General features: G+C 66.4%; 28 protein-coding genes and 3 tRNA genes. 22 read left to right on the top strand and 9 right to left on the bottom strand.

Annotated elements, in window-relative coordinates; genetic code table 11:
* Positions 1–28: 28 nt before the first annotated feature.
* From zwf to FHW97_RS07360, 6 genes are read left to right on the top strand one after another with little or no spacing between them, the layout of a single operon-like run.
* A complete protein-coding gene (zwf, locus tag FHW97_RS07385; protein ID WP_171798502.1) occupies positions 29–1,477 on the top strand; it encodes a glucose-6-phosphate dehydrogenase in 1,449 nt (482 codons plus the stop codon).
* Entirely contained in the window at positions 1,470–2,099 is a 630-nt protein-coding gene (locus FHW97_RS07380; RefSeq protein WP_062782834.1) for a 6-phosphogluconolactonase, read from the top strand. Before zwf ends, FHW97_RS07380 begins: the two co-directional genes overlap by 8 nt.
* Complete coding sequence (edd, locus tag FHW97_RS07375; RefSeq protein ID WP_171798501.1) at positions 2,096–3,919, top strand: phosphogluconate dehydratase; 1,824 nt, start codon at positions 2,096–2,098, stop codon at positions 3,917–3,919. Before FHW97_RS07380 ends, edd begins: the two co-directional genes overlap by 4 nt.
* Before the next feature lie 27 nt (positions 3,920–3,946).
* Positions 3,947–4,915 carry an ROK family protein gene (locus tag FHW97_RS07370; protein ID WP_107716085.1) on the top strand — a complete coding sequence of 323 codons (969 nt, stop codon included), beginning with the start codon at positions 3,947–3,949 and terminating at the stop codon, positions 4,913–4,915.
* A 52-nt stretch (positions 4,916–4,967) separates the two neighbouring features.
* Positions 4,968–5,339: a tRNA-binding protein gene (locus FHW97_RS07365; RefSeq protein WP_022676390.1), complete on the top strand. Its 372-nt coding sequence runs from the start codon at positions 4,968–4,970 to the stop codon at positions 5,337–5,339.
* Positions 5,336–5,785: a DUF488 family protein gene (locus FHW97_RS07360; RefSeq protein ID WP_171798500.1), complete on the top strand. Its 450-nt coding sequence runs from the start codon at positions 5,336–5,338 to the stop codon at positions 5,783–5,785. The genes FHW97_RS07365 and FHW97_RS07360 overlap by 4 nt, the downstream gene beginning before the upstream one ends.
* A gap of 118 nt (positions 5,786–5,903) precedes the next feature.
* Here FHW97_RS07360 and aroB read toward each other — a convergent pair whose 3' ends face one another.
* Both aroB and FHW97_RS07350 read right to left on the bottom strand, forming a co-directional pair.
* Positions 5,904–7,010, bottom strand: coding sequence for a 3-dehydroquinate synthase (gene aroB / locus FHW97_RS07355; protein ID WP_171798499.1), 1,107 nt, complete (start codon positions 7,008–7,010; stop codon positions 5,904–5,906).
* On the bottom strand, positions 7,001–7,582 hold the full coding sequence (locus FHW97_RS07350) for a shikimate kinase (protein ID WP_022676393.1): 582 nt from the start codon (positions 7,580–7,582) through the stop codon (positions 7,001–7,003). The genes aroB and FHW97_RS07350 overlap by 10 nt, the downstream gene beginning before the upstream one ends.
* A 59-nt stretch (positions 7,583–7,641) precedes the next feature.
* Between FHW97_RS07350 and FHW97_RS07345 the strand changes: the two genes are divergently transcribed.
* Genes FHW97_RS07345 through FHW97_RS07330 form a run of 4 tightly spaced genes read left to right on the top strand, consistent with a single transcriptional unit; the run spans position 7,642 to position 11,692 of the window.
* Positions 7,642–7,902: a hypothetical protein gene (locus FHW97_RS07345; protein ID WP_054131104.1), complete on the top strand. Its 261-nt coding sequence runs from the start codon at positions 7,642–7,644 to the stop codon at positions 7,900–7,902.
* Positions 7,899–9,791: a hypothetical protein gene (locus FHW97_RS07340; protein WP_171798498.1), complete on the top strand. Its 1,893-nt coding sequence runs from the start codon at positions 7,899–7,901 to the stop codon at positions 9,789–9,791. Before FHW97_RS07345 ends, FHW97_RS07340 begins: the two co-directional genes overlap by 4 nt.
* A 10-nt stretch (positions 9,792–9,801) precedes the next feature.
* Complete coding sequence (locus FHW97_RS07335; protein ID WP_370525316.1) at positions 9,802–10,695, top strand: tyrosine recombinase; 894 nt, start codon at positions 9,802–9,804, stop codon at positions 10,693–10,695.
* Between the two features lie 49 nt (positions 10,696–10,744).
* Entirely contained in the window at positions 10,745–11,692 is a 948-nt protein-coding gene (locus FHW97_RS07330; RefSeq protein ID WP_022678267.1) for an acetyl-CoA carboxylase carboxyltransferase subunit alpha, read from the top strand.
* 164 nt (positions 11,693–11,856) lie between these two features.
* Here FHW97_RS07330 and FHW97_RS07325 read toward each other — a convergent pair whose 3' ends face one another.
* Positions 11,857–12,039 carry a Flp family type IVb pilin gene (locus FHW97_RS07325; RefSeq protein ID WP_022678268.1) on the bottom strand — a complete coding sequence of 61 codons (183 nt, stop codon included), beginning with the start codon at positions 12,037–12,039 and terminating at the stop codon, positions 11,857–11,859.
* A 98-nt stretch (positions 12,040–12,137) separates the two neighbouring features.
* Positions 12,138–12,320, bottom strand: coding sequence for a Flp family type IVb pilin (locus FHW97_RS07320; RefSeq protein WP_062782854.1), 183 nt, complete (start codon positions 12,318–12,320; stop codon positions 12,138–12,140).
* 112 nt (positions 12,321–12,432) lie between these two features.
* Here FHW97_RS07320 and FHW97_RS07315 point away from each other — a divergent pair, with 112 nt between their 5' ends.
* The 8 genes from FHW97_RS07315 to FHW97_RS07280 all read left to right on the top strand — a co-directional run bounded on the left by FHW97_RS07315 (position 12,433) and on the right by FHW97_RS07280 (position 17,420).
* Positions 12,433–12,903 carry an NUDIX domain-containing protein gene (locus FHW97_RS07315; RefSeq protein ID WP_171798497.1) on the top strand — a complete coding sequence of 157 codons (471 nt, stop codon included), beginning with the start codon at positions 12,433–12,435 and terminating at the stop codon, positions 12,901–12,903.
* Between the two features lie 50 nt (positions 12,904–12,953).
* Positions 12,954–13,030: transfer RNA gene (locus FHW97_RS07310), tRNA-Arg, on the top strand.
* Positions 13,031–13,085: 55 nt separating this feature from the next.
* Positions 13,086–13,162, top strand: a tRNA-Arg gene (locus FHW97_RS07305).
* Positions 13,163–13,219: 57 nt separating this feature from the next.
* Positions 13,220–13,296, top strand: a tRNA-Arg gene (locus FHW97_RS07300).
* 502 nt (positions 13,297–13,798) lie between these two features.
* The gene (pdhA, locus tag FHW97_RS07295; protein WP_369974042.1) at positions 13,799–14,878 is read left to right on the top strand and encodes a pyruvate dehydrogenase (acetyl-transferring) E1 component subunit alpha; all 1,080 of its coding nucleotides are present in this window, start codon (positions 13,799–13,801) and stop codon (positions 14,876–14,878) included.
* Position 14,879: 1 nt separating this feature from the next.
* Complete coding sequence (locus FHW97_RS07290; RefSeq protein WP_171798495.1) at positions 14,880–16,253, top strand: pyruvate dehydrogenase complex E1 component subunit beta; 1,374 nt, start codon at positions 14,880–14,882, stop codon at positions 16,251–16,253.
* 34 nt (positions 16,254–16,287) lie between these two features.
* Positions 16,288–16,869 carry a hypothetical protein gene (locus tag FHW97_RS07285; protein WP_171792308.1) on the top strand — a complete coding sequence of 194 codons (582 nt, stop codon included), beginning with the start codon at positions 16,288–16,290 and terminating at the stop codon, positions 16,867–16,869.
* Positions 16,870–16,946: 77 nt separating this feature from the next.
* Positions 16,947–17,420: an EF-hand domain-containing protein gene (locus tag FHW97_RS07280; protein WP_022678297.1), complete on the top strand. Its 474-nt coding sequence runs from the start codon at positions 16,947–16,949 to the stop codon at positions 17,418–17,420.
* Here FHW97_RS07280 and FHW97_RS07275 read toward each other — a convergent pair whose 3' ends face one another.
* Genes FHW97_RS07275 through FHW97_RS07255 form a run of 5 tightly spaced genes read right to left on the bottom strand, consistent with a single transcriptional unit; the run spans position 17,421 to position 22,839 of the window.
* The gene (locus FHW97_RS07275) at positions 17,421–18,269 is read right to left on the bottom strand and encodes an HAD-IIA family hydrolase (RefSeq protein ID WP_370525317.1); all 849 of its coding nucleotides are present in this window, start codon (positions 18,267–18,269) and stop codon (positions 17,421–17,423) included.
* Positions 18,266–19,738, bottom strand: a complete 1,473-nt coding sequence (locus tag FHW97_RS07270) for a biotin carboxyl carrier protein (RefSeq protein ID WP_169047875.1) — start codon at positions 19,736–19,738, stop codon at positions 18,266–18,268. The genes FHW97_RS07275 and FHW97_RS07270 overlap by 4 nt, the downstream gene beginning before the upstream one ends.
* Positions 19,735–21,087 (bottom strand): acetyl/propionyl/methylcrotonyl-CoA carboxylase subunit alpha, encoded by a 1,353-nt coding sequence (locus FHW97_RS07265; RefSeq protein WP_171798494.1) that lies wholly within the window; start codon positions 21,085–21,087, stop codon positions 19,735–19,737. Before FHW97_RS07265 ends, FHW97_RS07270 begins: the two co-directional genes overlap by 4 nt.
* An 11-nt stretch (positions 21,088–21,098) precedes the next feature.
* Complete coding sequence (locus tag FHW97_RS07260) at positions 21,099–21,572, bottom strand: acetyl-CoA carboxylase biotin carboxyl carrier protein subunit (protein WP_216647679.1); 474 nt, start codon at positions 21,570–21,572, stop codon at positions 21,099–21,101.
* 19 nt (positions 21,573–21,591) lie between these two features.
* On the bottom strand, positions 21,592–22,839 hold the full coding sequence (locus FHW97_RS07255; protein ID WP_171798492.1) for a Tm-1-like ATP-binding domain-containing protein: 1,248 nt from the start codon (positions 22,837–22,839) through the stop codon (positions 21,592–21,594).
* Between the two features lie 137 nt (positions 22,840–22,976).
* Between FHW97_RS07255 and FHW97_RS07250 the strand changes: the two genes are divergently transcribed.
* From FHW97_RS07250 to FHW97_RS07235, 4 genes are all read left to right on the top strand, one after another.
* Positions 22,977–23,849 carry a helix-turn-helix domain-containing protein gene (locus tag FHW97_RS07250; RefSeq protein WP_370525318.1) on the top strand — a complete coding sequence of 291 codons (873 nt, stop codon included), beginning with the start codon at positions 22,977–22,979 and terminating at the stop codon, positions 23,847–23,849.
* A gap of 70 nt (positions 23,850–23,919) precedes the next feature.
* Complete coding sequence (locus FHW97_RS07245) at positions 23,920–24,954, top strand: NAD(P)-dependent alcohol dehydrogenase (protein ID WP_253941634.1); 1,035 nt, start codon at positions 23,920–23,922, stop codon at positions 24,952–24,954.
* A gap of 132 nt (positions 24,955–25,086) precedes the next feature.
* On the top strand, positions 25,087–25,659 hold the full coding sequence (locus tag FHW97_RS07240) for a VOC family protein (RefSeq protein ID WP_022678279.1): 573 nt from the start codon (positions 25,087–25,089) through the stop codon (positions 25,657–25,659).
* On the top strand, positions 25,656–26,930 hold the full coding sequence (locus tag FHW97_RS07235; RefSeq protein WP_171798490.1) for an MFS transporter: 1,275 nt from the start codon (positions 25,656–25,658) through the stop codon (positions 26,928–26,930). The genes FHW97_RS07240 and FHW97_RS07235 overlap by 4 nt, the downstream gene beginning before the upstream one ends.
* Positions 26,931–26,947: the final 17 nt, after the last annotated feature.

Below are 26,947 nucleotides of genomic sequence, written 5' to 3'. Positions count from 1 at the left end.
GTGTTGCGAAAGATAAGGAGATCCGCCGATGGCCGACAGCAGTTGTTCTGCGCTTTTGCTCTTTGGCGCAACCGGCGACCTTTCCCGCCGGATGCTGTTGCCCTCGCTCTATGCCCTGCATGAAGACGGGTTGATCGATCCCGGCCTGCGCATTGTCGGCACCGCGCGCTCGGAACACACCGACGCTGATTTCCGTGACTTTGCCCATGCCGCGCTCGATGAATTCCTGCCGGAAGACCGCAAGGACGAGACTAAGCTGGCCAGTTTTCTGGCGCGCCTGGAATACCAGACGCTCGACGCATCGAACGTCGATGGCTTTGCCGATCTGGCTACCAAGCTGGGCGACACCAGCTGCGGCCTGTCGATCTTCTTGTCGACCGCGCCCGCGTTGTTCGAGCCGACGATTGAGGGCCTGCGTCGCGCTGGCCTGGCGCATGACAACGTGCGCATCGGCCTGGAAAAGCCGCTGGGCAACGATCTGGCCTCCAGCCGCCGCATCAACGATGCCGTTGCCGGGGCCTTTGCCGAAGACCAGATCTTCCGCATCGATCACTATCTCGGCAAGGAAACCGTGCAGAACCTGATGGCGCTGCGCTTTGCCAACATGATGTTCGAGCCGCAGTGGAACGCCGGCAATATCGATCACGTGCAGATTACCGTCAGCGAAACCGTGGGCCTGGAAGGGCGCAAGGGTTTCTACGACGATACTGGCGCCCTGCGCGACATGGTGCAGAACCACATGCTCCAGCTGCTCGCGCTGATCGCGATGGAGCCGCCGCGCGATTTCGATGCCACCTCGATCCGCGATGAAAAGGTCAAGGTCTTGCGCGCACTGCGCACGGTGAAGGCCGAGGAAATGGTGCGCGGCCAGTATCGTGCCGGGGCGGTGAAGGGCGGCGGGGTGGCCGGCTATCAGGAAGATCTGGGCGAGCCTTCGGACACCGAAACCTTCGTGGCGATCAAGGCGCATGTCGACAACTGGCGCTGGCAGGGCGTGCCGTTCTACCTGCGCACTGGCAAGCGCCTGGCTGAGCGTCGCTCGGAAATCGTGGTGCAGTTCAAGCAGGTGCCGCACAACATCTTCTCGGGCCGTGGCGGCAAGTTGCAGGCCAATCGTATGGTCATCCGCCTTCAGCCGGAAGAATACGTGCGGCTTCAGGTCATGGCCAAGGAGCCGGGCCTCGATCGCGGCGGCGTGGTGCTGCGCGAGGTCAACCTCGATCTCTCGCTGACCCAGGCCTTTGCCAAGGCGCGGCGTCGCATTGCCTATGAACGCCTGCTGCTCGACCTGATCGAGGGCGAACAGACGCTGTTCGTGCGCCGTGACGAGGTGGAGGCGCAGTGGCGCTGGGTCGATGCGATCCGCGCGGTCTGGGAAGGTGGCCAGATGGAGTGCAAGCCCTATGCCGCCGGCAGTTGGGGCCCCAACGCGGCCATCGCCCTGACCGAACGCGATGGGAGAAGCTGGAATGACTGAGACCGCCAACCCGCGTGTGCGGTGGGCCACGCCCGGCGATGCTGCCGCCGTGGCCGATCGCATCGCCACCGAACTGGCGCGCCCAGGCGAAAAGCGCCTGGCGATGACCGGCGGCTCCACCCCGCTCAAGGTCTTTGCCCTGCTCAAGGATCGCGGGCTTGATTGGTCTGGCGCCACCCTGGCGCTGACCGACGATCGCCGCGTGCCCGACGATCATCCCGCCAGCAATTTCGGCAAGCTTTACGGCGCGCTGGGTGACAGCGGTGCCAGGTTCGAACGCCTGGAAGAGGGCGCCGCAGTGGCGCCGTTCGATCTGGTATGGCTGGGCATGGGCGAAGATGGCCACGTCGCCTCGCTGTTTCCGACCATGCAGGCGCTGGTCCGCCCCGGCGCCACGGTGATTGCCACCACGCCGATCCCGCTGCCGCCCGAGGCACCGTTCGATCGGCTGACGCTGACCGCGCGGGCGCTCAAGGCGACCAAGGAAGTGATCCTGGTCGTTACCGGCGCATCGAAGAAGGCACTGATCGAAGACGTGCTGGCCGGCAACGCCGATTACCCTGTTTCTGACTTCCTGCGCGGCAGCGATGGCCCGCCGGTTACCATCTACTGGAGCGAATGATGGCCCTTCATCCTACCGTGGCCAAGGTCACCGATCGTATCGTGGCACGCAGCCGCGATACCCGCGCCGCCTATCTCGATCTCATCGATCGCGCGCGCGAGGCAGGCGTCAACCGCCCCAAGCTGACCTGCGGCAACCTGGCCCACGGCTTTGCCGCTGCCGGCGATGACAAGTTGGCGCTGCGCGATGGCAAGGCGCTGAACATCGGCATCGTCACCGCGTTCAACGATATGCTTTCGGCGCACCAGCCCTATGGTCGTTATCCCGAACAGATCAAGGTTTTCGCCCGCGAAGTGGGCGCTACGGCGCAGGTGGCGGGCGGCGTTCCGGCGATGTGCGACGGGGTGACGCAGGGCCAGGATTCGATGGAACTGTCGCTGTTCAGCCGCGACACCATCGCGATGAGCACCGCGGTGGGCCTGTCGCACGGCATGTTCGAGGCGGCGCTGTTCCTGGGCATCTGCGACAAGATCGTGCCTGGCCTGATCATCGGCGGCCTGCGCTTTGGCCATCTGCCCACGATCCTGGTCCCGTCGGGCCCGATGCCTACGGGCCTGGCCAACAAGGAAAAGGTGCGCATTCGCCAGCTCTATGCCGAAGGCAAGGTTGGCCGCGACGAACTGCTCGAATCCGAAAGCGCAAGCTATCACTCGGCCGGCACCTGCACGTTCTATGGCACGGCCAATTCCAACCAGATGATGATGGAAATGATGGGCCTGCACATTCCCGGTTCCAGCTTCGTCCTGCCCGGCACCAAGCTGCGCCAGGAACTGACCCGCGCCGCCGTGCACCGCGCCGCGCAGATCAGCTGGGATGGCGATGACTATCGCCCGCTGGGCCATTGCGTGGATGAAAAGGCCATCGTCAATGCCGTGGTCGGCCTGCTGGCCACGGGTGGTTCGACCAACCACGTCATCCACATTCCGGCCATGGCGCGCGCCGCAGGCGTGCAGATCGACTGGGACGACATGGACGAGTTGTCGCGCGTGGTGCCGCTGATTGCCAGCGTCTATCCCAATGGCGCGGGCGACGTGAACTATTTCCACGCCGCTGGCGGCATGCCCTATGTCATCCGCGAACTGCTCGACAACGGGCTAGCCCATGCCGACATCCGCACCGTCTATGGCGCTTCGCTGGCCGATGGCGCGCAGGAACCGGTCATGGATGGCGACACGCTGACGTGGAACCCCGCCCCGGTGAAGAGCGGGGATGACAGCATGCTGCGCCCCGTCACCGCGCCGTTCCAGCCCGAAGGCGGCCTGCGCCTGCTGCAGGGGAACCTGGGCCGTGGCACGATCAAGGTCAGCGCGGTGGATGCATCGCGCTGGACGATCGAGGCGCCTGCGCGCGTCTTTGCCGATCAGAACGACGTGCTCAAGGCGTTCAAGGCCGGCGAACTCGAACGCGATGTCGTCGTGGTAGTGCGCTTCCAGGGTCCGGCCGCCAATGGCATGCCCGAACTGCACAAGCTGACGCCGCCGCTCGGCGTGTTGCAGGATCGCGGTTTCCGCGTGGCATTGGTCACCGACGGGCGCATGTCGGGCGCATCGGGCAAGGTGCCAGCGGCAATCCACGTCTCGCCCGAAGCCAAGCTGGGCGGCCCGCTCGCCAAGCTGCGCGATGGCGATATCGTGCGCGTCTGCGCGCAGACCGGCGAACTGGTGGCGCTGGTCGATGCCGATGAATGGGCGGCGCGTGAAGATGTGGTGGCCTCGCCCGAGGCAATGGGCGTGGGCCGCGAACTGTTTGCCCTGATGCGCCACTATTCCGATCCGGCCGAGCGCGGTGGATCGGCCATGTTGGCCGCTGCAGGCCTGTAACGTCCGGCATTCGGGGGAGAGGATATCATGGAACTCGTAGCCGTAGACATCGGCGGTACGCACGCGCGCTTTGCCTTGGCCACCGTGGAAGATGGCCGGGTTACGCATCTGGGCGAAGCGGTCACACTCAAGACCGCCGAACATGCCAGCTTCCAGCTGGCGTGGGAGGAATTCGCCCGCCAGAACGGTGGCGTGGTGCCCAAGGCCTGCGCCATAGCCGTGGCGGGGCCGGTGGGTGGTGAGGTGATCAAGTTCACCAATAACCCGTGGATCATCCGCCCGGCGCTGATCCCGGAAAAGCTGGGCGCCGAACGCTATGTCGTGGTCAACGATTTCGCCGCCGTCGCCCATGCCGTGGCCCAGGCCGGCGAAGAACACTTCATCCACCTGTCTGGCCCCGACGTGTCGCTGCCCGATCATGGCGTATTCAGCGTCGTCGGGCCGGGCACCGGGCTGGGCGTGGCCCAGTTGTGGCGCCATGCGCATGGCTATCAGGTACAGCCCACCGAAGGCGGACATATCGATTATGCCCCGCTCGACGGGATAGAGGACGCGGTGCTCGCCCGCTTGCGCAAGCGTCATCGCCGCGTTTCGGTAGAGCGCGTGGTGGCGGGGCCTGGCATTGTCGATATCTATGAAACGCTGGCGCTGATCGAGGGCGCGCCGTTTATCCCGCGCGATGACAAGGCGATTTGGACGCTAGGCAGCAGCGGCGAAGACAGCCTGGCCGCCGCCGCGATCGACCGCTTCTGCCTGAGCCTGGGCAGCGTGGCGGGCGACCTGGCGCTGGCCCATGGTGCCTCGGCCGTGGTCATGGCCGGCGGGCTGGGCCTGCGCATCAAGGATTGCCTGGTGCGGTCTGGCTTTGCCGAGCGGTTCCGCGCCAAGGGGCGGTTCGAGCAGATCATGGCGCAGATGCCGGTCAAGCTGATCACCCATCCGCAGCCGGGCCTGTTTGGCGCAGCTGCCGCCTTTGCCCAGGCCAACAAGGACTGATCGTGCCGCCGGCCGCCTTGCACAAGCGGGGCGGCCGGGGCACAATTGGCCCATGCATGTTATTCACGATCCCGCGAGCGAGCCCGAAGAAACCATTGCCTTCAGCGATTTCCTGAAAGTGGACATTCGCATCGGCACCGTGCTTTCCGCTGAAGACCTGGTTGGCGCGCGCAAACCATCGATCAAGCTGGTGATCGATTTTGGCCCCGGCGTGGGCCACAAGAAAAGCTGCGCGCAAGTGGCCGCGCTGTATGATCCGGCCAGCCTGGTCGGCCGCCAGGTCGCCGCCGTGGTCAACTTCCCGCCACGCCAGGTGGGCAAGGCAATTTCCGAAGTGCTCACGCTCGGCTTTGCCGATGCCGAAGGCCGCGTGGTACTCGCCAGCCCCGAACGCCCCGTGCCCAACGGCGCCCGCCTGCTATGACCGCGCCCTCGATCTGGACCATCGGCTATGAGCAGGCGACGCTCGATGCCGTGATCGGCACGCTGAAATCCGCCGGCGTCGACGTGCTGGCCGATGTGCGCGCGCTGCCGCTGTCGCGCCGGCCCGGCTTTTCCAAGACCGCGCTGGCCGGTGCGCTGGCGCAGGCTGGCATCCAATACGTTCATTTCAAGGCGCTGGGCACGCCCGCCGATGGCCGCGCCGCTGCCCGTGCGCATGATCACGCGGCGCTCGAACGCATCTATGCTGGCCAGCTCGAACTGCCCGAGGCGATGGCCGCCGGGGCGCAGCTGCACGCCCTGGCCACGGAAAAGCGCGTCGCCCTGCTATGCTATGAACGCGCCGCGCACGAATGCCACCGCACGTTGCTGCGCGAAGCCATGCTGCCAGAGTTTGCAGCGGTGGACTTGGTGCCGGACACAGTCTGAGGCATCGCCCCTCCACCAGCCTGCGGCTGGTCCCCCTCCCCACAAGTGGGGAGGAACTCTGTAGATCCTCCCCACTTGTGGGGAGGGGGACCGCCGCGTAGCGGCGGTGGAGGGGCGCCTAGCGCGCCAGTTCCGCATCCAGAAACGCTGCCACATCCGCCAGGTCCACGTCCTTGGCTAGGAACGTCTGCCCTAGCCCACGCATCAGCAGGAAGGGCAGGGTGCCGGCGTCCATCTTCTTGTCGTGGAGCATGTGATTCTTGAGCGTCTGCCCGTCGCAATTCATGTCGAGTGCCTTGAGCGAAGCCGGCAGGCCCACGGCAGCGATATGCGCGGCGACGCGCTCGGCATCCTGTCCGCTCATCAGGCCAAGGCGCGCCGAATAGCGCGCGGCCAGGATCATGCCCAGCGCCACGCCTTCGCCGTGCAGCAGCCGATCGGAAAAGCCGGTCTGCGCCTCCAGCGCGTGGCCAAACGTGTGCCCCAGGTTGAGCAAGGCGCGCACGCCCGTGGTTTCCTTTTCGTCGGCGGCCACGATCCGCGCCTTGGCTGCCACGCTGCGGGCGATGGCGTGCTCGCGCGCCTCAGCCTCGCCGGCCAGCAGGCGGGCGGCGTTGGCCTCGCACCAGAAGAAGAATTCGAGATCGTCGATCAGTCCGTATTTCACCACTTCGGCATAGCCGGCGCGCACATCGCGTAAGGGCAGGGTATCGAGGCTGAGGGGATCGGCCAGCACCAGGCTGGGCTGGTGGAACGCGCCCACCAGGTTCTTGCCCATGGCCGTGTTGATCGCGGTCTTGCCACCAACGCTGGAATCGACCTGCGCCAGCAGCGTGGTGGGCATCTGGATAAAGCCGCAGCCGCGCTTGACCATCGAGGCGGCAAAGCCGGTCAGATCGCCGATCACGCCGCCGCCCAGCGCCACCACGTTGTCCTTGCGCTCGATCTCCAGGCCCAGCAGCCAATCGACCACGCGCACCAGGCTGTCCCAGGATTTGGTCGCCTCTCCGGCCGGCAGCACCAGCCACTGGCTGGCGATGCCCTGCGCGGCAAAGCTGGCCGTCACCGTCTCGCGCCAGGCGGCGGCGACGTTTTCGTCGGTGATCACCGCGACGCTGTCCTTGCGCACGAACGGGCGGCACAGCCTACCAGCGCGGGCGAGGGCGCCTTCTTCGATCACCACGTCATAGGGGGCGCCGGCAATGGCGACGGGGATTACAGCCATGCGTCAATCGCTTTCAGGATGCGGTTTGCCGTCACGCCGTGGGGCAGGTTGCCGCTGGTGATATGGATTGCCGCCTGCTCATAGGCGGCGCGCCGGTCCTCGCGCAGGCGGGAAAGGATCTCGCGCGGGTTGCCGCCGCGCAGCAGCGGGCGATTGTCCTTGCGGCCCACGCGCTCCACCAGCGTGTCGATATCGCTGTCGAGCCAGACCGATACCGCCTTGTCGAGAATCAGCCGCCGCGTATCGGGATCGACAAAGGCGCCGCCGCCGGTGGCCAGGATCTTGCGCCGCGTTGGCGTGGCGCCGTCGAGCAGGCGTGCGATGACCCGGCGCTCGCCGCTGCGGAAATAGGGTTCGCCATAGGTGGCAAAGATTTCGGGGATCGGCATCTGCGCCGCGCGCTCTATCTCTTCGTCGGCATCAACGAACGGCACGTCGAGCAGACTGGCCAGCTTGCGGCCCACCGTGGTCTTGCCCACGCCCATCATGCCCACCAGCACCACCGGCCGATCGATCCGGCGGCCAATGCGGGCGATTTCCGCCATGGATAAGAGGGCGCTTTCGTGGTCCATTGCCGCGCCGCCTATACTTGCGCTAGGGCCAAGCGCAAGCGCCGTGGCAGCGAGGCAACGTGAACAATCAGGGTTCGATGCAAAGTGGCAAGGGTGACGGGCGCGGGCCGGAAAATCGGCCGCCGCTTTCCGCTGGTGGATTCGCGCCGTTTCAGGGGCTGCCCTGGCTGGCGATCGGCGGTGGCTTGGTGGCGGCCGTGATCGTGGCCCTGGTTATGCTGGCCTGGATGCTGGGCGGGCCACGCCAGACCGCTTGGGTGGAACAGCCCGTTGCCGTGCCCAGTAATGCCAGCTCGGCCCATTCGGAAAGCAAGCCATGAAACCGCGCCTTTTCCGCCATGCCCTGCTCGGCTGCGTTGCCATTGCCGGGATGACCGGCGCGCTGCTGGCGCAGGAATCGCTGCTGCCGCCCGGTTTTGACAAGCCGGCGGCGCAGCCCGCACGCCCGCAGCCGGCCAAGGCCAAGCCCGCGGCAGCACCTGCCGCCGCCAAGGCGGCTCCCGCGCCGGCCAAGCCGGCCGCGACCCCGGCGGCGCCTGCGGCCGTTGCGTCACCGGTGATCCAGCCGCTTCCGCTGGATGAGAATGCCGATGTGACCGGCAGTAGCGGCCCGGCCGATCCGCTCGATTCGATCGATCCCGGCACGCTCGATGCGCTGATCGCCAAGGCCCAGCCCAAGTACGATATTCCGCCCAGTACCCAGCGCAGCCTGGCGCGGGTCGGGGTGATCGACCAGGTCGATGGCGGGTTTCCGGCCACGTCCACGCATTATCTCAACGGCCCGTTCGTGGAGCAGTTGCTCAACCACATGCGCGGGCCGATGGTGTCGCGCTGGGGGCATATCCTGGTGCGCCGCGCGCTGATGAGCCGCATGGATACCCCGGTGGGCATGAACGGCGCCGATTGGGCCGCCCTGCGCGCTGGGCTGCTGCTGCGTATGGGTGAGGCTGATCCCGCGCGCGCCATGGTGCAGTCGGTCGACAGCGGCTTTTTTACGCCGGGCCTGGAAGACGCCGCGATGGGGGCATTCCTGGCCACGGCCGATCCGGTCGGGCTGTGCCCGATCACTGCGCTTACCGCCGCAGGGCGGCAGGGCATGCAGTGGGACCTGACCCGCGCGATCTGTTCTGGCTTTACCGGCGATGGGCCGCCGGCGATGGCGCAGCTTGATCGCCTGATGCGCCGCGGCGGCGCCGACAAGATCGATATCCTGCTGGCGCAGAAGCTGGCCGGCGCCACCTCTGCCACGCGCCGCGCGGTCAACATCGAATGGAAGGATGTCGATCAACTCACCCCGTGGCGCACCGGCATGGCCTTTGCAGTCGGCATCGAACCGCCGCAGAACCTGCGCGAGCAGGCCTGGGCCGATTACGCGGTGCTGGCCGTGCGTGCGCCCATGCTGCCGCTGCCGGCACGCTGCGCCGCAGCCGATGTGGCGGCGGGCCGGGGCATCCTGTCGAGCGCGGCGATGGTTGACCTCTACAGCCAGCTTGCCGAAATCAACGCCCAGGACGGGGCCGACCAGGACAAGACCTGGGGCCCGCTGGCCGACAAGCTGCGCACCGCCTATACCGCTCCTGAGGCCGCAGACCGGTTGGCCGCGATCAAGGCGCTGTGGGGTTCGGCCGACAACCCCGATCGGGCCTATTCGCGCCTGGTGCTCACGGCCTATGCCGCCGCGCGCATGCTGCCCAGCCCCGATCTGGCAGGCGATGCCGGTGGCCTGATTGCCTCGATGTTGACCGCTGGCCTCGATGCCAATGCCGCGCGGTGGAGCGGTGTCGTCGCCGTGGGCAGTGAACCCTGGGGCCTCATTGCCCTGTCCGCCCCGGCCAAAAGCACGGCGATCGGCAACGCCGCGCTGGAATCCTTCCAGAGCGGCGATGACAGCAGCGGCGCGCTGCGTTCGCAGTTCCTGCTGGCCGGGCTGATGGGCCTGGGCCGGGTGGACGATGCCACGGCCAATGCCTTTGCCGGCAAGCTCAAGATCAACATGGGCCGGCAAACGCGCTGGACGCGCGCCATCGATGATGCCGCCCAATCCGACAATCCCGCGCTGGTCGCGCTGCTCGCCGGCTTTGGCATGCAGGCGCAAAGCTGGGACAAGATGACGGCGGTGCACCTCTATCACATCGTTTCGGCGCTGCGCCGTGTGGGCCTGGACGGCGAGGCGCGGATGATCGCCGCCGAAGCGGTGGCGCGGGTGTGAAGGCGCGGTTGTGAACAGGCGCGGCGCCGGCCCGGCCTCTCCGGCGGTGGCGGCGTTCCTGGCGATGATGGCGGCCGAACGCGGCGCGGCGGCCAATACCCTGGCCGCCTATGCGCGCGATCTTGCCGGCGCCGAAAGCGTGGTCGGCAATCTGGTTACTGCTGATGTCGAGGCGCTGACCGGTCTGGCGCAAACCTGGGCCGAACTTGCCCCGGCCAGCCAGGCGCGCAAGATTTCGGCGCTGCGCCAGTTCATGGCCTTTGCCCAGGACGAGGGCCTGCGGGCCGATGATCCCAGCACCGCGCTGGTGCGGCCGCGCGCGCGCCGGCCGCTTCCGCGCCTGCTTGATCATGCGGAAATCGGCCGGTTTCTGGAAACGGCAGAAGCGGATGCGGCCGCCGGCACGCCTGAGGGAGTGCGGCTGCTGGCACTGGTCGAACTGCTCTATGGTTCGGGCCTGCGCGCCACCGAGCTGGTCTCGCTGCCGCTGGCCGCGCTGCCGCGCGATGTGCCGTTCCTGGCGATCACCGGCAAGGGTGGGCAACAACGCCTGGTGCCCGTGTCCACCCGGGCGCTGGCCGCCCTGCGGCGCTGGTTGGCGGTGCGGCCGGGTGGTTCGCGTCATCTCTTTCCCTCGCCGCGTGGCGGGCACCTGACGCGCGTGCGGCTGTTCCAACTGGTGCGCGATCTGGCGCTGCGCGCCGGAATCGATCCGGAAAAGGTCAGCCCGCACGTGCTGCGCCATGCCTTTGCCACCCATCTGCTGGAGGGCGGGGCAGACCTGCGCGTGTTGCAGACCCTGTTGGGCCACGCCGATATTGCCACCACCGAAATCTATACCCACGTGGATTCGGCCCGCCTGGTGGCGCTGGTGAACGAGAAGCACCCGCTCAGGCACCTTTGACCATGCGCGACCATTGACCAAACGGCCGCGTGTCCCTAGCGCAGGCGCCATGATTTCGTACCTCGAATTCGAAAAACCCGTCGCCGCCCTGGAAGCCCGCATCGCCGAACTGCGCGATACGGCTGCCGCCAGCGGTGAGCTGGATATCGCCGCCGAGATCCGTCGTCTTGAGACCAAGTCGGCCGAGCTTCTGGCCAACACCTATCGTGCGCTCTCGCCCTGGCAAAAGACCCAGGTGGCCCGCCATCCGGCGCGGCCGCACTTCCGCGACTATGTCGAGCGGATGTTCACCGGGTTCATGCCGCTGGGTGGGGATCGCCTCTATGGCGAGGATCAGGCGATCGTCGGCGGCTTTGCCCGTTTGGGCAATCGCCGCGTGATGCTGATCGGCCATGAAAAGGGCCACGATACGCAAAGCCGCATTCGCCACAATTTCGGCATGGGCAAGCCCGAAGGCTATCGCAAGGCGGTGCGCCTGATGGAAATGGCCAGCCGATTCGGCCTGCCGGTGGTCACCCTGGTCGATACCTCGGGCGCGTTTCCGGGTGTCGAGGCTGAGGAACGCGGCCAGGCCGAGGCGATTGCCCGCTCCACCGAAGCCTGCCTGGCGCTGGGCGTGCCGATGGTCGCCACGATCGTGGGCGAGGGCGGCTCGGGCGGGGCCGTGGCACTTGCCAGTGCCGAGCGCGTGCTGATGCTCGAACACGCGGTCTATTCGGTGATTTCGCCCGAAGGCTGCGCCTCGATCCTGTGGCGCACGGCTGAAAAGGCACCCGAGGCGGCCGAGGCCATGAAAGTGACGGCGCAGGATCTGCTCTCGCTGGGCGTGATTGATCGCATTGTGCCCGAACCGGTGGGCGGCGCGCATCGCGATCCGGCCGCCACCTGCACCGCACTCGCCGCCGCGATCGGTGAGGAACTCGATCACCTGGCCGGCAAGAATGCCGATGCCCTGCGCGCCCTGCGCGCCGAACGGTTCCTGCGCATCGGCGCCTGATCCGCACGACCCAGACATGAAAAGGCCGCCGGCACGATGCCTGGCGGCCTTTTTCGTGCCGGCCGTCTGGTGCTGCTGACAGAAAAGGGGCGGAAAAAGGCCCCCGCCTTCTTCCGCCCCTTCCTGTTGCTCACCCGGCGTGTTTCGCCGGGCGACGGCGCCTCTTAGAGGTGGCCGTCCGAAGCGTTGTTCATGTCGTTCGACACGAGGTTGAAGGTGTTGCCGAGCGAGTTGCCCAGCGCGCCCATGGCGGTAATGGCAGCAACGGCGATCAGAGCGGCGATCAGGCCGTATTCAATGGCGGTGGCGCCTTCTTCGTTGCGGAACAGGTCGCGGACGAGCTTCATAATTCTACTCCTGAAGAGATCTTCTTTTCCCGGCCCGCCTCGGTTTTGCGTCACGCTGCGGACAATGCTGTCTCTAGGCAGTAAAACCTAAAATGCGCTTAATGCCGATTGGCCGCAGCCACCGCTGCATTGTCGATAATGTGCCAAAGACGGTAGAGTTGATTGGTAAACGCGTTGAGCCCGAAAACGATCGACAGGCCCAGTGCCCCCACCAGCAGGCCATATTCCACCAGCGTCACCGCCTCGCTTTCGCGCGCGATCCTGCGCAAGAAGTTCTTCATGTCTTGGCCCCATCCACCTGTGCATCTTTCCGCTTAGCGGGACATGGCCTAAGAAACCGTTGCCGGCATGACTGGCGGTTTGCCCTTATGTTTTGCCGGATCGGATTAACCAATGTCATCTACACTTGCCTCGCCCCTGCCGCACCAGGCATCCGCGCCGTTGCTGGTCGTCGCTGCAGCGCTGGTAGCGGGCGAGGGCGGCGAAGCCCGCCTGTTGTTGCAGCAGCGCCCGCTGGGCAAGCATCACGGCGGGCTGTGGGAGTTTCCCGGCGGCAAGGTGGAGCCAGGTGAGACGCCGGCAGCGGCCCTGGCGCGCGAACTGGCGGAAGAGCTGGGAATTGCCGTCGATCCTGCCGATCTGGCGCCGTTGACCTTTGCCGTGCACGAGGCAGCGGCCAGCGGGCGTGATCTGGTCCTGCTGCTCTATCGCTGCCACGCCTGGCGCGGTACGCCCGTCGCCGAAGAAGGGGCGGCGCTGCAATGGGTAGATGGGGCAGCCCTGCGCAGTTTGGCCATTCCCGAAACCATGCCGCCGCTCGACATTGCACTGTGTATAACTGCACAAAATTTGCTCGGTGCCTGAACAAGGCGCTTGCCAACCTGCGCTGTGTGACATAGAGGCGCGGCTCCCCGGCACCCGTAGCTCAGCTGGATAGAGCATCAGACTACGAATCTGAGGGTCGGACGTTCGAATCGTTCCGGGTGCGCCATTCTCCTTTCAGGGGCGTGGGGCAGGGGAAGGCCTTCAGTGGCCATACATGGCAGGCACCCGTAGCTCAGCTGGATAGAGCATCAGACTACGAATCTGAGGGTCGGACGTTCGAATCGTTCCGGGTGCGCCATACCTTTCCATTGGAAAGGCGCCTGCATGGGTATCCCGGCAGGCACGACATTGGCAGGCACCCGTAGCTCAGCTGGATAGAGCATCAGACTACGAATCTGAGGGTCGGACGTTCGAATCGTTCCGGGTGCGCCACTCGCTTATCATCGCGCTACAGCACGATCCGCCCAAGCCGGCGCCTGTCTCGGGCGGCCGGTCGCATTGGTGTTTGCAGCCGCGGCCGCAACGCCACGATCCGGCCTGTGGTTGTGCGCGGCGCCATCCTCTTCGGCTGTCACTGCGCAAACCCCGCTCTGACGCACCGGGCAAATCATGCTGGCTTCGTGGCTTGTTCCGCGCGGGAGGGGCAGCGTGCATGGTCCGGCTCCCGCGTCGTTTCAGGGTGCATTGCAATGCCGCATTGCAGCGATTTTTCGTTATACTAGTATAAATCCCGGAAAACCGCATTTTCGCTGTATCATTTGTCATCTTGGCATCTGTTGGCCGTTGCGCAAGCCGCGATCATGGTTCAATGGGAGAGCCGGTTTTGCGAATACGCAGAGCCTTGAGGCAGCCAGAATAAGGATATTGAGACTTGGCCAAGTCCGCCAGGCCGCGTGCCGCCAATCCCCGCTCCTCCGCCCCCAAGTCTGCTGCTGTGGCCGCGTCGGTTCCCGACGTGTCGGCCGCGCTGAGCAGCCCGGTCGAGGACGATGCCACCTTCGCTCTGCGCAGCCTTCAGCAGTCGCACGCGAACAACAAGCGCTATGATGCGTCGGACGCCGAACTGCTCAAGTTCTATGAGCAGATGGTGCTGATCCGCCGCTTCGAGGAAAAGGCGGGCCAGCTTTATGGCCTGGGCCTGATCGGCGGCTTCTGCCACCTCTATATCGGCCAGGAAGCCGTGGCGGTCGGTCTGCAGTCGGCGCTCAACGAGGGCCACGACAGCGTGATCACCGGTTATCGTGACCATGGCCACATGCTGGCCTATGGCATCGATCCCAAGGTGATCATGGCCGAATTGACCGGTCGCGGCGCGGGCATCTCGCGCGGCAAGGGCGGGTCGATGCACATGTTCTCGACCGAGCACAAGTTCTTCGGTGGCCACGGCATCGTCGGCGCGCAGGTCTCGCTGGGTGCAGGCCTGGCGTTCGGCCACAAGTATCGCGACGATGGCGGCGTGTGCATGGCCTATTTCGGCGATGGCGCGGCCAACCAGGGCCAGGTCTACGAAACCTTCAACATGGCCGCGCTGTGGAAGCTGCCGATCGTGTTCGTGGTGGAAAACAACGGCTATGCCATGGGCACCGCGGTCAAGCGCGGTTCGGCCGAAACCCACTTCTATCGCCGTGGCACCGCGTTCCGGATCCCCGGCATGCCGGTCAACGGCATGGACGTGCTCGAAGTGCGCCAGGCTGCCGAAGTGGCGCTGGAATATGTGCGCGGCGGCAATGGCCCGGTGCTGATGGAACTCAACACCTATCGCTATCGCGGCCACTCGATGTCCGATCCGGCCAAGTATCGCAGCCGTGAAGAAGTGCAGGAAATGCGCGACAAGCACGATCCGATCGAAGGCGCCAAGCAGGAACTGCTCAAGCGTGGCGTGACCGAAGAAGCGATCAAGGACATCGACAAGAAGATTCGCCAGCAGGTGGCCCAGGCCGCCGACTTTGCCGAAAGCTCGCCCGAGCCGGACATGGCAGAGCTGTATACCGACGTGCTGGTGGAGAAGTACTGAGATGGCAATTGAACTCAAGATGCCCGCCCTCTCGCCCACGATGGAAGAGGGCACCCTGGCCAAATGGCTGGTGAAGCCCGGCGACACGGTCAAGTCTGGTGACATCCTGGCCGAAATCGAAACCGACAAGGCGACGATGGAATTCGAATCCATCGACGAAGGCACGATCGGCGAACTGCTGGTTTCCGAAGGCACCGAAGGCGTCAAGGTCGGCACCGTGATCGCCACGCTGCAGGGCGAGGACGAGCCGGCGGCTCCCGCTGCCGCGCCCGCCCCGGCGGCCGAAGCGGCCCCGGCCCCCGCTGCCGATCCCAAGGCCCAGGCTGCCGCCGCGATCGCGCCGAAGCATGATGCCAAGCCTGCGGCTGATCCGGAAATCCCGGCCGGCACCACGATGGTTCCCACCACCGTGCGCGAAGCCCTGCGCGACGCCATGGCCGAGGAAATGCGCGCCGATTCCGCCGTCTTCGTGATGGGTGAGGAAGTGGCCGAATACCAGGGCGCCTACAAGGTGACCCAGGGCCTGCTCGAAGAGTTTGGCGACAAGCGCGTGATCGATACCCCGATCACCGAATATGGCTTTGCCGGCATTGGTGCGGGCGCCGCCATGGGTGGTCTCAAGCCCGTGATCGAGTTCATGACGTTCAACTTCGCCATGCAGGCGATCGACCACATCATCAACTCGGCGGCCAAGACCAACTACATGTCCGGTGGCCAGATGCGCTGTCCGATCGTGTTCCGTGGTCCCAACGGCGCCGCCGCGCGCGTCGGCGCGCAGCACAGCCAGAACTACGGCCCGTGGTACGCTGCCGTGCCCGGCCTGGTGGTGATCGCGCCTTATGACGCGGCCGATGCCAAGGGCCTGCTCAAGGCCGCGATCCGCAGCCAGGATCCGGTGGTGTTCCTGGAAAACGAACTCGTCTATGGCCGCACGTTCGATGTGCCGCAGCTTGACGATTTCGTGCTGCCGATCGGCAAGGCCCGCGTGGTGCGCGAAGGCAAGGACGTGACGATCGTCTCGTACTCGATCGGCGTGGGCTTTGCCCTCGAGGCTGCGCAGCAGCTGGCCGAGCAAGGCATCGATGCCGAAGTGATCGACCTGCGCACGCTGCGTCCGCTCGACAAGGAAACCGTGCTGGCCAGCCTCGCCAAGACCAACCGCATGGTCGTTGCCGAAGAAGGCTTCCCGGTCTGCTCGATCGCGTCGGAAATCATCGCCATCGCCATGGAAGAAGGCTTCGATCACCTCGATGCCCCGGTCCTGCGCGTGTGCGACGAAGACGTGCCGCTGCCTTATGCCGCCAACCTCGAAAAGGCCGCGTTGATCGACGCTGGCAAGATCGTGGCTGCGGTCAAGAAGGTCTGCTACCGGTAAGCGGTGGTGGCTGACCGGGGCGCAGGATCTCGCAGTGCATAATCCGGCAATGCAGGATCTGATCGATGGCTTGCCGCCGCTTGAACGGCTTGCGGCAAGCTATGCTCCGGCAGCCACACGCCCGCTGTGGATCGGCTATTTCGCGCTCGAACAGCGCCTGGCCGATGCCGCGCGGGATGGGCGCGACGCCATCATGATCCAGCTGCGGCTGGCATGGTGGCGTGATCGCCTGGGCGAGGATGCCGCCCGCTGGCCCAAGGGTGAACCCCTGCTGGCCATGCTTTCCCCCTGGAACCCGGCACGCGCCGCGCTTTCGGCGCTGGTCGATGGCTATGAGGCGCTGCACGTGGGCGAGGAAGGCCCTGCCGCGCTTGATGAGGCCCGCGTGGGCGTGATGCTGGCGCTCGCCGGTCTGTCTGACATTGTCGATTTGGCGCCGGTGGAACTGGCCGCCCGCCAATGGCGCGGCCTGGCGCTATCCACGCGCGGAACGGCGCCGCTGCCCCGCGCGATGCGGCCACTGGCGCTGCTACGGGGCATGGCCCTGCGCGGCGAGGGCGGCAGTCCGGCGCTGCGTTTCCTTGCGGCGCTGAGGCTTGGTCTGATCGGCCGCTGATCCTGCCAAATCGGTATTGCTTTCCCCTGTGAACGTCCGCCCGGGACCGTAAAATTGCGTAAACCGGGGGGGGGGCTATGAACAGGACGTTGGTGGGTGCTTTGGGCGCGCTGATGTTGGTGGCGGCGGGCGTTTTCTGGTGGCAAGGCCACGCTGCCGTGCAGAAAAACCCCGCGCTTGCCGCCGTCCCCAGCAGCGCACCGTCAGCCGAGGCGAGCGAGGACGATACCCTGCCCACCGCCGATGGCGACGGATTGCAGGGACCAGCCCTGCCGCATGCCAGCGAGGCGAGCCGCGAGCAGCGCCGCTTCGACCGGTTCGACAAGGACCGCGATGGCCGCATCACCCGCAACGAACTGCTGGCCCCACGGGCCAAGGATTTCCGCAAGCTCGATGTCGACGGCAACAACCTGCTCAGCTTTGACGAATGGGCGGTGAGCACCGAGAACAAGTTCAAGAGCGCCGATGCTAACGGCGATGGCGCGTTGACCCGTGCCGAATTCGTCACCACCAAGCAGAAAACCAAGAAGGCGTCCTGCGCCTGCAAGTGATCAGGCCAGCGCGTGTAACACCGGCTCCAGCCCATCGAGCAGAACGCCAGGCCGATCGCGCTGCGGCAGGTCGCTGGCCGATTTCATCAGGCCGGTGGTTAGGCCCACGGCCATGGCGCCAGCGCCGTTGGCCATGCGCATTTCGAGGGCGGGATCATCGCCCACCACCACCATCGCCCCCGCGGCGCTGCGTGGCAGGCCCATGATCTGGCGGGCCACGTCAAAGGCCACGCGCGATGGCTTGCCCAGGATGCGCGCCCGCTTGCCGGTCATGGCCGTGAGCATCGCATTGATGGCAAAGCTCGATCCAATCGCGCGGCCAGTGGCGGTGGCAAAGAATGGCACGTTGCTGGCGGTAAACAGCCGCGCCCCGTGCCACAGCGAATCGCAGCCGGCCTCGAGCGCGGCAAAATCGAACTCGCGGAACCATCCGGTATAGACCGCATCAACGCGGTCCGCCGGTTCCGAAGGATCGATCACGTCAAGCCCGATCGCCCGCAACGGCGCGGCGCAGCCGGCATTGCCCAGCACGCGCACCCGCCGCAGCCCCTGCGCGGCAAACCAAGCAGCGGCCGATGCCGATGGCGTGAGCATCTGCGCATCGTCTACCGGAAATCCTGCATTGCGCAGCGATGCGGCATAGTCGGCCGGCGCCTTCGCCGTGCCATTGGTGAAGATCACATAGGGCGTGCCGCGCTGGCGCAGTCGCTCCAGCAGGGCCACGGCATGGGGCAGGGCCTTGTGCCCGCCGCTCTTGGCGTCGCCCAGGGCAATCGTGCCGTCCATGTCGAAGATGAAGCCGGCGGCATCGCGCAGACGCGCCGCGTGATCGGGGGAAAGGACGGTCACAGGCTGGCTCCGGCATGAAGGGCGAGGCGAAAGCCGGGGCGTTCGACCACCAGGTTGCGTGCGTCGGGCTTGGCCGCCAATTGCCGCAGCAGGCTGAGCAGCGGCGCGGCCTCGGGCGTGTAGGTGGCGCGCGAGGGGCCGGCGGCCAGCATGGCATCGACCTGATCGGCGGGCATGACCGCGCGCAGCAGGAATTCCTCATCGGGTAGGCCCTGGCCGAACTGGCGGCGCAGATCAGCCAGCGTGGGAAACGCCGGCTCCCGCTCCAGTTCGCGCGCACGTGGCCGGTCCATGATCGTGGCCAGCACCGCCGGATCGATGGGCGAGGTAGGCTTGCCGAACTTGCCCAGGCAATAGCGGATCACCTGGTCTGAAACCTGGGCATAGCGATGGCTGCCGATCACATTGAACAGCGCCTGGTTCATGACCATCTGCGGAAACGGCGTGACCATGATCGGATAGCCCAGTTCGGCGCGCACTTGCCCGGTTTCGGCAATCACGGCCTCCATCCGGTCGGCCAGGCCCAGTTCGGCCAGTTGCCGCGCCGTGGTCGTCATTACCCCGCCGGCGATCTGGTGGCGCAGGAAACTGGCATCGAAATTCTGCGGCGCGCCCGGCGGCAGCCCTTCGGCCAGAGCCACGCGCTGCCAATAGCGAGTCAGGCGCGTGAGCGCGTCCCGGTCGATCTCCACGCTGTGGCCGGCATCCTCAAGGTTGGCGAGCATGCGGTTCGCCTCGGGCAGCGATGAGCCATCGCCACCCGGGCCCACGCCCACATGCACGGCGCTGATGCCCAGGCGCGCTGCCTCCAGGCTGGAAACCATGCCCTGGCCGATCGTGGTATGGGCATGGATTTCCAGCGGCTTGGCGCCGATCACAGCCTTGACCGCCGGCACCAGCGTGCGCACCCGGTCCACTGACAACAGCCCGCCCGGGTCCTTGATATAGAACAGGTCGATATCGGGGCACTGCGCCAGGGCGCGGGCGAAATCGGCGTAGAACGCGTCGGTATGGATCGAAGACAGCGTGAAGGTTAGCGCGGCCATGACCTGCGCCCCGCCTTCCTGCTTCACCAGCCGCGCCGCCTCGATCACGGCGGGCACTTCATGCATCGGATCGAGCAGCACGAAGCGGCCCACGCCATTGGCCTGCAGCGTGCGATAGACCACCGCCATGAAATCGGGATCGGCCTGCTGCCAGGCGATGAAACGCAGGCCCGTGGTGATGAACTGCAACGGCGTGGTCGGCATGGCGGCGGCCATGCGCCGCAGCCGTTCCCAAGGATTGTTGCGGAAATAGCGGACAGCCACCGCCATGTGGCTCGATGAGGTGAAATCCACCGCGGCAAAGCCACAGGCCTGCGTAAGCGACGCGGCCTGGAGCATGTGCGCGGTATGCAGGCCGGTGGCGCCCCACAGGCTTTGGTTGCCGTCGCGCATGGTCACATCGACAAGGCGGATCGCGGTCATGGATTGGATCCTGCAAGATTGAGGCCGGCAAGAAAGCCGGTGTCCACCCCGCCGGCGACAAAGCGCGGATCGGCCAGGATGCGGCGATGAAGCGGCGCCGTGGTCGGCAGCCCGTCGATGCGCAGGTGCTGCAGGGCTGCCGCCATGCGCGCCACGGCCTGTTCGCGCGTGGGACCATGAACGATCAGCTTGCCCAGCAGCGAATCGTAGAATGGTGGAACCTCGCCACCGTTGGCGATGTGGCTGTCCACCCGGATGCCCGGCCCGGCTGGCCAGGCCGCGCGCGCCACGACGCCGGGCGCCGGGCGGAAATCGGCGTCGGGATCTTCGGCATTGACGCGCACCTCGATCGCGTGGCCATGGGGCCGCACCATGGCCTGGGTCAGCCGCAGAGGATGGCCCATCGCCACCAGCAACTGCTGTTCCACCAGATCGACGCCGGTGATCGCCTCGGTTACCGGATGCTCCACCTGGATACGGGCATTCAGCTCCAGGAAGTAGAACGAGAAATCGTCGGCATCGACCAGGAATTCGGCCGTGCCCGCGCCGCGATAGGCGATGTGACGGGCCAGGCGCACGGCCGCATCCTCAATGGCGGCGCGGGCGGCTGCGGGCATGGCCGGGGCAGGGGCTTCCTCCACCAGTTTCTGGAAGCGACGCTGGATCGAACAGTCGCGGGTGCCCAGGTGAATGGCATGCGTGCCATCGCCCAGGATCTGCACCTCGACATGGCGTCCGCGCGCCACGAACCGTTCGACATAGACCGCCGGGTTGCCAAACGATGCCTGCGCCTCGGCCCGCGCCATGGCCAGCGCGGCATCGAGGTCTTCGGAGCGGTCCACCCGGCGCATGCCCTTGCCGCCGCCGCCGGCCACGGCCTTGAGGAGCAAGGGATAGCCCGTTTCCTGGGCGCGGGCGGCCACGTCTTGCGCAGTCTCCGCCGGACCGCCGGGCAGCACGGGCAGGCCGGCTGCCAGCGCGAGTGCGCGCGCAGCCAGCTTGTCGCCCATGCCTTCCAGCGTCTGCACGGCCGGGCCGACCAAGATCATCCCGGCCTCGGCCACCGCGCGGGCAAACGCCGCGTTTTCAGAGAGGAAGCCATAGCCAGGGTGCACCGCGTCGCAGCCATGCTCCACTGCCGCTGCCACCACCCGGTCGATCGCCAGATAACTTTGCGGCGAAGGGCCGGGGCCCAGCACGGCGATGGTACCAGCCAGGCGCGCCGGTAGAGAGGTGCGGTCTGCTTCCGAGACACCAAGCACGGTCGCAATTCCCATGGCATGGGCCGTGCGCAGCACGCGCAAGGCGATCTCGCCGCGATTGGCGATGAACAGGCGTTTGATCGTCATGACGGATGCTTTCAGGTTAGGCGCACGAGCGGGGTGCCCTTGGCCACGAGTGCGCCATTGGCGGCCAGCACGGCCGCAACGGTTCCCGCGCGCCCGGCATGGACCGGGTTCATCAGCTTCATGGTTTCGACGATACCCACCACGGTATCGGCGGTAATGGCGTCTCCCACGGCCACGAATGGCGGCGCGCCGGGCTGTGGCGCATGATAGAACGTGCCGGGCAGCGGGCTGGCGATCACGTCGGGATCGGCCGCCGCTTCACCGGCTGCCTCGGCGCTGGCCGGGCCGGCATCTGCCGATCCATCGCCCGCCCATTGCCATTCCTGGGTCAGGCCGCCATCGCCGCCGCTGTCCTGGTCTGCCCCGCGTGACACGCGCAGGCGAAAGCGGCGGGTGGAAAGGTCAAGCTCGCGATAGCCCGAATGCGCCAGGATCTTGGCAATCTCGGCCACATCCTCGGCGGTCAATGGCAGGTCTGGTGTCATCTTGGTCCCTTTGGACGGATCAGGCCACGCACGCCGGCGCATCGGCCAGCAGCGCCCGCGCCGTGGCGATCACGGCATCGGAAAAGGCTTCGTCGTTGAAATGCGCGTCCACGGCGGTGACGGGCACATGCGGCGGCATCACCTCGCGCAGGTATTGCGCAAAGGGGCCGGGCACCGATCGGTCCATGATGTGGCCGGCGGGGCTGTCATGGTTGGAAAAGCCGTGCAGCGGCGTGATCACGTGGACCGGCCCCTGCGCATCGCGTACATTGGCGGCCAGGTGATCGGCCAGCTTGTGCAGGTCCTCGATCGTCGTGCGTACGGCGGTCAACTGCGGATTGTGTTCGTGATAGCGCCGGCCGGGAAACTGCGCGCGTGCTGCGTCGATCTGTCCGGCAATGATGAAATCGGCATTGCCGGGCGCCAGGATCGTGGGAATGCCGCGCGCCAGGGCCGCCTTGCCGCGGTCCGGGCCGCTGTCGGCCAATCCCCCCATCAGGTGATCGAGGATTTCGGTCTGTGACAGGTCGAGCACCAGGGCCACGTCCTTGGCCTGGGCCAGGCCATCCAGCGTCGGCCCGCCCGCGCCAGAGGAATGGAACACCATGACCTCGCAGCCATCGCGCTCCAGCGCCTCGCGGATGCGCCGCACAGACGCTTCGGTCGTGCCCAGCGTGGTGATCAGCACCAGCGGCTTTTCGGCCGGGGCGTTGCGGTCATAGCCGCGCGCCATGCCGGCAACGGCGCGCGCGGCGTTGCCAAAGACATCGCGGCTGATGGTGTTGAGGCCAGAGATATCGGTCACCGCGTTCATCATCGCGATGTCCTTGATGCCCATGTAGGGCTTGGTGAAACCCGAGGCCATGGTCGAGACGATCAGCTTGGGCAGGCCATAGGGAAACGTCTGCATCAGCGCGCCGGCCAGGGCCGAACCCATCGACCCGCCGATGGCAAGGATGCCGGAAATCGGCTCGCGCGCATCCCAGGCGTGGGCGGCGGCGATCGCGCCCTTGATCATGGCCGCCTGGCATTTGCCTTCGTGGCCCAGGGCGCGCACCTCGGCAATGGTCATGCCGGCTGCGGCGGCGACGTCTTCCGGCGCAATTTCCGCGCCGCCCAGGGTGCGCCGGACGCTGGGATCGAGGTGCACCACGCGTACGCCTGCCGCTTCCAGCGCGGCACGGGTGAAGCGGGCCTCTTCCTCCTTGGTATCCTGCGTAATGACAAGCAGCACGCTGGGCGCTGTGGCGCCTTGGCTCTGGGTCATGGTCGGTTCTCTCCCTCGGCCTTGATGTTGCGCCAATGGATTTGACTTTGCCACCGGCTGCGCCATTCTTCCGTTTCACAAGATGAAACCATAACGAGCCGCAGCAGCGGTCGGGAGACAGGATGCAGGATCGGAAGGTGAAGACCGTCCGCGCGTTGGAGCGTGGCCTGGATGTCTTGCTGCAGGTGCAGGCCCGCCGCGCGGCCAGCCTGCATGAAATGCACGTGGCGCTGGGCCTGCCCAAGGCGACGTTGCTGCGCATGCTGCAGACGCTGGGCCAGAAAGGGCTGATATGGCAGCGGCTTGCCGATGGCGCCTATCTGCCCCACGTCGATGCCCGGGCGCGTTCGCAGGCGCTGACGCTGGAGCATGTCGCCGAGGTGGCCTCGCCCTGGCTCAAGGCACTGTCGACGCGCGTCTCGTGGCCATCGGTGCTCGCCATGCCGCGCCTCGATCACATGGAGATCGTGGAAACCAACAGCCCGCTGTTCCGACTCGATTCGGCCACGCTCGGCCCGGTTGGCGTCAAGCTTTCCTATATCCACACCGCCACCGGGCGGGCCTATCTCGCCGCCTGCCGCGAGGAAGAGCGCGAGGCGATCATCACCCGCCTGCGCCCGCGCAACCCGCAGGAGGGGAGCGAGGCCGATCTGCGCGCGATCCTCGCGGAGACACGGGTGCGAGGGTATGCCGCGCGCGAGCCGCTGCACCCATGGCCGGATCGGTCGAGGCAATTGGTGCTACGCGACGGGCGCCGATCGATGGCCGTGCCGATCCTGCTGGATGGTGCGCCGGTAGCCTCGATCAACATCACCTGGCCGGCCAAGCGCGGCACCGATGATGCGGTCATGCTGCGCCATCTGGGTGCGCTCAAGCACACGGCACGCGAAATCGCCATGGCGATCGAACGCGCGGCCTTGGCGGCAGAAGGGCGAGCGCCAAGCGGCGCGATCATGGCCCAGTTTGCCGCAGGGACCGCAAAAAGCGTTTCACCTGGTGAAAATAGTTAGTCTAGCTGATTAATTTGCCCGTCGCCTGTGCCATGATTGGCAACAAGGCGTAAGAAGCAGACCATATGCCATGGGGGAGATGGACGGCTATATGCGGCAATGGCTTATCCGCAAGGGCGCGCAATCGGTTGACGACATGGCGCTGGTCAACGTGCCGGAGCCGCAGCCTGGCCCTGGCGAAGTGGCGGTACGCGTGCGGGCCTGCTCGCTCAACTATCGCGATCAGTTGATCCCGCTGGGCCACTATTTCGGCGGCGCAGTCGATCGTGACACCGTGCCGCTGTCTGACGGCGCGGGAGAGATCGTGGCGGTGGGGGAAGGGGTGACTGGCCTGGCCGTGTGTGACCGTGTCGCCGGCTTGTTCTTCCAGAACTGGGACGACGGACCGCCCAATCCCGGTTCCGGTCCTGCGCTCGGCGCGCCGCCCGCCACCGGCATGCTGCAGGATGTGGTGGTGCTGCCCGCCCACGGCGTGGTGCCCATCGCCGCCAGCCTGTCGTTCGAGGAAGCGGCCTGTCTACCCTGCGCCGGGGTCACGGCCTGGCATGCCTTGATGGAAGGGCCAAGGCCGGTCGGGCCGGGGCGTTCGGTGCTGGTGCTGGGCACCGGCGGGGTTTCGCTGCTCGCCGCGCAGATCGCGCTGGCGGCCGGGGCGCGGGTGATCGCCACGTCATCATCCGATGAAAAGCTGGAGCGGGTGCGTGCCATGGGCGTGCACGAAACGATCAATTACCGCACCACGCCCGATTGGGGCGTGCGCGCGGCAGAGCTTGCCGGCGGCGGGGTGGACCATGTCGTCGAAGTCGGCGGTGCCGGCACCCTGGCGCAAAGCATCCAGGCGGTCGGCTTTGCTGGTGAGATCGCGCTGATCGGCGTCTTGACCCGCAGTGGCGATACCAGCCCGCATGGGCTGATGATCAAGGGCGCCAGCCTGCGCGGCATCTTCGTCGGCTCGGCCGGCATGGCGCGCCGGCTGCACCAGTTCATCGATGCCCACAGCATCAAGCCGGTGATCGATCGCCGCTTTGCCATGGAGCAGGCGCGCGAGGCCTGGGAGTATCAGGCATCGGCAGGGTTGTTTGGCAAGGTCGTGATCACGGTGTGATCGCCGGCCCTGGGCCAGAGCAGGCGTGACGCGGCCCGATAGCGGCCGGCGCGCCAAGGGAAGAGGATGCGCGCATGGTGCGACGCCGGGTTTCCGGCGGTGGGCGCGTGCGCAAGGGGAAAGGACACGCCGTTGGACCAGCTTACGTCTGCCGTCACACCGGCCGCCACGCTCGGCTATGGCCAGCCGATCGGCGGAATTTGCCAGACTGCGTTCGTGGTGCGCGATATCAACGCCGCGATCGACCACTTCATCCGCGATTGCGGGGCAGGGCCATTTTTCCTGCTACCCCATTTCCTGACCGAGGGGCAGGTCTATCGCGGCACGCCGTCCACTGCCGACGTGGCGATCGCCATGGGTTTTGCCGGGCACATGCAGATCGAATTGATCCAGCCGCTCGATGATAACCCATCGGTCTATCGCGAAACGATCGAGGCGCGCGGCCATGGCTTCCACCACGTTGGCATTGCCTGCCGCGATGTCGATGCGGCGCTGCCCGGCTACCTGCAACGCGGCTATACCATGGCCTTTCGCGCGCCGGTGCCCACGGGGGGCGCTGTCGCCTATCTCGAAGGGGGGCATGATGGCGCGCCGGGCTTTGTCGAACTGATCCCCGCCACGCCCGACATGGACCGCCATTTCACCGCGATGTGGCAGGCATCGCGCGGGTGGGACGGCAGCGATCCGGTAAGGCCGTTCCTGTGAGCGGGCGGGCCCACGCGCCGGCGCGCGCCAGCAGCGGCTATCAGGTCTGGGTGACTGGTCTGCTCAGCCTCAATTTCGGCATCCTGTTCTTTGATCGCAACGCGCTCAACTTTCTCATGCCGTTCGTGCAGCCCGATCTGGGCCTGTCGAACACGCAGGTTGGGCTGTTTTCCTCGGCCCTCTCGCTGACCTGGGCCTTGTCGGGCTTTGTCGTGGGGCGCGTTTCGGATCGGCTCGGCGCGCAAAAGGCCGTGGTGGTGGTCGCCACCTTGGCGTTTTGCCTGTGCTCGGTAGTGTCGGGCTTTGCCACATCGTTCCTCATGCTGCTTGGCGCCCGCCTGCTGATGGGCGCGGCCGAAGGCGGGGTCATGCCCGTCAGCCATGCCATGATCGTGGGCGAGGTATCGCCGGAACGGCGGGGCATGGCGATGGGCGTGGCTCAGAACCTGGGCTCCAATCTGCTCGGCTCGGGGCTCGCGCCGATCCTGCTGGTGCCACTGGCGGTCGCCTATGGATGGCGTGAGGGGTTCTATCTGGCGGCGGCGCCAGGCGTGATTACTGCGGCGCTGATCTGGTTCACCCTGCGTGAACCTCCTGCGGTTGAGCATCATGACGATGCGCCGCGCGTGACGCTACGCGCCGCGTTTGCCCACCGCAACGTGGTGCTGTGTGCGTTGATCGCGATCCTGCTGGTGTCCTATCTGGTGGTGTGCTGGGCGTTCATGCCGCTGTTTATCACCAAGGGGCGCGGGTTCGATGCGGGCACGATGGGCTGGCTCATGGCCACGCTGGGCATTTCGGCGGGGATCGGCAGCTTTGCCGTGCCGGCGCTGTCCGATGCCATTGGCCGCCGCCCGGTGATGATCGCCTTTTCGTTCCTGGGTGCGATCCTGCCGCTGGGCGCCATCTACTATGGCGGCTCGGCCTGGCTGCTGGGCGCCATCTTCTTCTTTGGCTGGGCGCTCAACGGCCTGTTCCCGATGTTCATGGCCACGATCCCGGCTGAAAGCGTCGACCCACGGCTGACCGCAACGCTGACCGGCGTGGTCATGGGTATCGGTGAAGTGCTGGGCGGGGTGCTCAGCCCGTTTCTGGCCGGCTTCCTGGCCGATGCCTATGGCCTGGCTGCGCCGGTGTGGCTGATGCTCGTGCTGTGCCTGGCGGCCGGGGTGCTGGCGCTCGGCCTTGAGGAAAGCGCACCGCGCGTGCTCGCGCGGCGGGCGGCATCGGGCCGCCATCCCGTAACACCGGGGGTCGTGCCAAGCGCCTGATCTTGTTCTCGTTGGGG

The organism is Novosphingobium sp. SG754 (assembly GCF_013149315.1).
GTDB classification, from domain to species: domain Bacteria; phylum Pseudomonadota; class Alphaproteobacteria; order Sphingomonadales; family Sphingomonadaceae; genus Novosphingobium; species Novosphingobium capsulatum.
This window is presented reverse-complemented; position numbering and strand designations above follow the sequence as displayed.